The organism is Novosphingobium sp. HII-3 (assembly GCF_002916655.1).
Lineage (GTDB): Bacteria > Pseudomonadota > Alphaproteobacteria > Sphingomonadales > Sphingomonadaceae > Novosphingobium > Novosphingobium panipatense.
This window is the reverse complement of sequence record NZ_PPSM01000060.1, coordinates 1-4,325: the sequence shown is the minus strand read 5'-3', so window position 1 is coordinate 4,325 and position 4,325 is coordinate 1. Positions and strand designations below refer to the sequence as shown.

General features: G+C 59.4%; 4 protein-coding genes, 1 tRNA gene and 1 pseudogene. 1 reads left to right on the top strand and 5 read right to left on the bottom strand.

The window, feature by feature from the left end:
* Window positions 1–355: 355 nt before the first annotated feature.
* From C2R25_RS17285 to C2R25_RS17275, 3 genes are read right to left on the bottom strand one after another with little or no spacing between them, the layout of a single operon-like run.
* Window positions 356–1,366 carry an ImmA/IrrE family metallo-endopeptidase gene (locus C2R25_RS17285; RefSeq protein WP_103730401.1) on the bottom strand — a complete coding sequence of 337 codons (1,011 nt, stop codon included), beginning with the start codon at window positions 1,364–1,366 and terminating at the stop codon, window positions 356–358.
* 3 nt (window positions 1,367–1,369) lie between these two features.
* Window positions 1,370–1,744: a helix-turn-helix domain-containing protein gene (locus C2R25_RS17280; protein ID WP_103730400.1), complete on the bottom strand. Its 375-nt coding sequence runs from the start codon at window positions 1,742–1,744 to the stop codon at window positions 1,370–1,372.
* The gene (locus C2R25_RS17275; protein WP_103730399.1) at window positions 1,741–2,079 is read right to left on the bottom strand and encodes a hypothetical protein; all 339 of its coding nucleotides are present in this window, start codon (window positions 2,077–2,079) and stop codon (window positions 1,741–1,743) included. The genes C2R25_RS17280 and C2R25_RS17275 overlap by 4 nt, the downstream gene beginning before the upstream one ends.
* Window positions 2,080–2,481: 402 nt before the next feature.
* Here C2R25_RS17275 and C2R25_RS21085 point away from each other — a divergent pair.
* Window positions 2,482–3,534: pseudogene (locus C2R25_RS21085) on the top strand (recombinase family protein); the annotation flags it as partial.
* A 66-nt stretch (window positions 3,535–3,600) separates the two neighbouring features.
* Here C2R25_RS21085 and C2R25_RS21080 read toward each other — a convergent pair.
* Together C2R25_RS21080 and C2R25_RS17265 are read right to left on the bottom strand one after the other, a co-directional pair.
* Window positions 3,601–4,026, bottom strand: coding sequence for a hypothetical protein (locus C2R25_RS21080; RefSeq protein ID WP_233204107.1), 426 nt, complete (start codon window positions 4,024–4,026; stop codon window positions 3,601–3,603).
* A 172-nt stretch (window positions 4,027–4,198) separates the two neighbouring features.
* Window positions 4,199–4,275, bottom strand: a tRNA-Met gene (locus tag C2R25_RS17265).
* Window positions 4,276–4,325: the final 50 nt, after the last annotated feature.

Below are 4,325 nucleotides of genomic sequence, written 5' to 3'. Positions count from 1 at the left end.
TTCTGATAAAGCTCCACTCTCTTCATCCTTCCACCTCCGCACAAAAGCGAAGGTCTAACAGGACTGGCCCTTTTTTATCCCGGTGCTCCGGTCCGGTCCGTGGCCCCTTTTATTCCCGGTGTTCTCAGTCCGCAACGTTTCGAGCATCGACGACAAAGTTGCGCCGCTCTGATGCGACCGTTTCGCGCGACGTTGTGCGTGATAATAAGCGAACTCGCAGGAAAGCGGCGTCCAACCGTTCCGCAAGGCGGCATGCGCGTCGCTCGCAGCAAAGGCGAGGCAGGTCGGCCGCGCGCCTTGATCGCGGACAGGGCCGAACATTGGCCGAAGATCAGTCACGATATCGATCATGGGGTCAGGCAGCCTCGAGCAGATGGCGCCGCTCGGCGCGAGACAGGCCCTCCTGTTCTGGCCCGGTGAGGTCGAACTCGATGGTCAGGCTCGCATGGGTCATGGTCGGCTGCCAAGGGCGCCGTTCGCTTAGCGACATGCGACCGCGCTGGGCTTCCTCGGGCGCGGCGGTGACGCGGCGGACGGTCGGGCCGCCGATCGCATCGGCTTCGAAGGCTTCCCTTTCGTCACGCACGACCGCAAATCCGCTGGCGATTAGCTGGTCAAGATCCCAGAGGTAACCGCCGCCGCTGTCTTCCTGCAGCCGCAGCACAAACAGATCATTGCGGCTGCCGTCTAACTGCGTGCCCTCGTCTCGCTCGGTCAGCAGCCAAACATCGCCGCGATAATTTTCGGGGCGATAATCCTTGAGAAGATTCACCTTGAGGCTACGCGGCTGGATATCGAGCAGTTCGCGCATAATTGCGGGCGTGATGATGCCATAGCGGACGAGCGTGCGGCACGTTGCTTCATAGCTCGCACCGACGCGCAGCGAGAGCTGGTAGGCGATATTAGGACGCCGAAGGTCACTCGCCTGCCAACCCTGACGGGCACAGTGCAGGCCGATCAACCATTTGGGCATCATGAAAGCGACCGCAAATGCGTCGGCTTCGGTTTCCTCGAAAGCCTGGCCCGGTTCCGGGCTCATCGGCATGCGACGAAGAATGCTTTCATCGTCAAGGCTGGGTTCGTGCTTCATCGAGAAATGGCCGAGTTCGTGCGCTGCAGTGAAGCGCTGGATGCTCATCGGCCGCTCAGTCGTTACCAGAACCCCCGGTATCGGCGCGCTCAGATAAGCGCCGAGAAGCCCCTTGAGCGGACGGAGCAGGAGCGGTAGGCCGAGCGCATGGATCGCCCCAAACACATCAATATTGCCTCCCTGGCTCTCGATAAGGGCCTGAGTACCGAGTTGGCGATGCAAGCGGCCCGCCGCCATAGTCCCCGCGCGCACCGCGCCGTCATAGTCCCGAGCCATGGATCAGACTTGTCCCCCACTCGACCGAACGCGCAGATATTCAGCAAAGCGACTGAGTTCAGCGCGGTCGTCGGTCGAGAGATCGGCAACGCGGCGTGCGAGATGCGCCACATCCGCCGGCAAGCTTGCCGAAGCTTCGTCCTCCCCCGTGAAATAGCCAACTGACTGGCGATAGAGCTTAGCAAGACGTATGAGTTCAATTGCCTCAACCCGTCGCTGACCGCTTTCGATATCGGTAAGGGCGGTGCGCGGAATTTTAAGATAGGTCGCAACCTCATCCTGCTTGAGCCCAAGATATTTGCGCGCCTCTCGGAGACGGTCACCTAGTTGCTTGCGCTCCAGCTCGTCATTTTCCTGCCGGATAGCCATACCGTTCATGGCTTGGATCCTTTTTTCTTCACCCAAACTTTCTCGATACGAGGGACAAGATGGCCGAGCGCTTCTTCCACTGAAGCGTAACCACCAGTCTGGACAATATTATCGCGCAGTTCGATTCCGATGACCGTCTCCACAGCACAAAGCGTGTCTACGACCGAAAGCGAGTCCAGCGCAATCGGCGCCTTCATTGCACCACCCTTATCGTTTGGCAGGGCGATGCCGCGCAACTGCGCTTCGATGCGTGCAACTTCTAGCAATTCATCGACGAGCGCCTTGATGACATCCGCCTTGGGAAAGGCAGGAGCGGTTGGCGCGGGAGGAGCAACTGTTGCCATTCAAGCCTCGCACGATTCGACTACATCCGTAGAATGTAATGTCGGAATTTCCGACATGCAAGACTTGATCGTCGCACGTGCTGCGCAGACCAGCGCCGGCATTTGAAATCTCTGTCATTGACGCCCTGCTCAGCGACTATTGTCCCGACGACGTCGGCCTCCGTGAAATCGCCGCGATGACCACCAGCCTGTACCACAACACGGCCGCCACATTATGCGCAGGTGGCAGTGCAGGAGGTTTTCTATCGCCCGTGTCGTTTTCACCGCCTCCTGGTTAGCGGCGTCGTGATGGAAGGCGTGCTACAAGAGGGCGACAATTTAAGCAGACATCCTATTCAAACAGTGCCTCGTTTGGCCTGAGGAATAGATCATGTTACGTTTTCTCCGATCCAGGAGACAGAAATGACCCGTGCAGCGCTGTACGCCCGCTATTCCGATGATAAGCAGAGCCCTGCTTCCATTGAGGATCAGTTTTTAATTTGCCGTGAACAAGCGGCTCGGGAAGGTTGGCGCATCGTCGGAAGCTATAAGGACGCAGCGATCTCAGGTGCGAGCGTCATTCTTCGTCCCGGCATCCAGTCACTCTTGCAGGATGCGCAGATGGGGCGTTTCGACATCCTGCTTGCCGAAGCGCTTGACCGTGTCTCGCGCGACCAGGCCGACGTGGCAACGCTATACAAGAATCTTCATTTCGCAGGCGTGAAGATCGTGACACTGGCCGAAGGCGAGGTTTCGGAACTGCATGTCGGCCTCAAAGGCACGATGAACGCCCTGTTCCTCAAGGATCTTGCCAAGAAGACCCATCGCGGTCTTCGCGGCCGCGTGGAGAAAGGCAAATCGGGCGGTGGTCTCTGCTATGGCTATGACGTCGTCCGTCGCTTCTCCAGCGAGGGCGAGGCAGTTCACGGTGAGCGCACCATCAACGATGCTGAAGCGGAAGTCGTGCGTCAGGTTTTCCGGCAGTTCGCCAACGGTCTCAGCCCACATGCGATTGCCTGCCGCCTCAATGAAGCGCGGATCGCCGCACCGACCGGCAAACTCTGGACGTCGACCACGATCCGCGGGCACGCAAAGCGTGGGACCGGTTTGCTCAACAACGAACTCTATATTGGCAAGCTGGTCTGGAACCGGCTCCGCTATCTGAAGAACCCGCAGACCGGCAAGCGTGTCTCCCGCATCAACCCGCAGTCCGAGTGGATCATCACCGAAGTGCCTCATCTTCGGATTCTCGATGATGAATTGTGGCAGGCTGCGAAGGCGCGACAGGAACAGATCGCGGTTCAATATGCCGGCGTCATCGAAGCGACGCGCTCAGCTCACAATGCGATGAATCGGACTCATCGCCCGAAGAGCCTGCTTTCCGGCCTTGTCTACTGCGGTTGCTGTGGCGGGTCTTATACCCTTCGCGGGCAGGGGCGGTTTGCCTGCTCGAATCATATCGACACGAGAAGCTGTTCCAACGGGCACAGCATTGCGCGAGAGAAGTTGGAGGCGCGTGTTCTCGACGGCCTACGTGACCGCTTAATGAGTCCGGAGGTCGCTGCCGAAGCAATTCGCACCTGCGTCGAGGAAACCAATCGCTTCAATCGCCAGCGTCGCGCCACAGACATCGCAGATCGGGCTGAGCTGGACAAGGTTCTGAAGGCGATCAAAGGGCTGGTGACGCTTGCTACGGAAGGCAAGGGGACGCGCTCGCTCGTCGATCAGCTGCTTGAACTGGAGGCGCGGGAAGATGCCATCCGCGCTCGGCTTGCTGCGGCGCCCGCTGACGTACCGGACATCCATCCGAATATTTCGGAGATTTACCGCCGAAAGGTTGCGCGGTTTGCGGAAGCTCTGGCTCATCCGGAGGAGCGACAGGAGGCGGCCGACGCACTGCGCGCTCTCATCGAGCGCATCGTTCTCACACCCGGCGACAAGCGTGGAGAGGTCAACGCCATGCTTCACGGCGAGTTTGGCACCATCCTCGAATGGCTGGAACGGCGGAATTCCGCCAACGCCGACAGCCCCCCCGATGCTTTCGCATCAGGGGGGCCTGGTATGTCGGTTTCGGTGGTTGCGGGAGGGCGATCTAACAGAGACCGACAAACCAAGGGAAACTCTGGTTTGTCGGTATCGGTGGTTGCGGGGGCAGGATTTGAACCTGCGACCTTCAGGTTATGAGCCTGACGAGCTACCGGGCTGCTCCACCCCGCGTCACCGATTGTGTGCGTTCGAGGGGAACGCGAAGAGGGCCTTTGGGGGAT

Excerpts from the sequence above, each read along its gene's own strand:
- C2R25_RS17275 (WP_103730399.1), bottom strand. The coding sequence starts at position 2,079 with ATGGCAACAGTTGCTCCTCCCGCGCCAACCGCTCCTGCCTTTCCCAAG.
- C2R25_RS17285 (WP_103730401.1), bottom strand. The coding sequence starts at position 1,366 with ATGGCTCGGGACTATGACGGCGCGGTGCGCGCGGGGACTATGGCGGCG.
- C2R25_RS17280 (WP_103730400.1), bottom strand. The coding sequence starts at position 1,744 with ATGAACGGTATGGCTATCCGGCAGGAAAATGACGAGCTGGAGCGCAAG.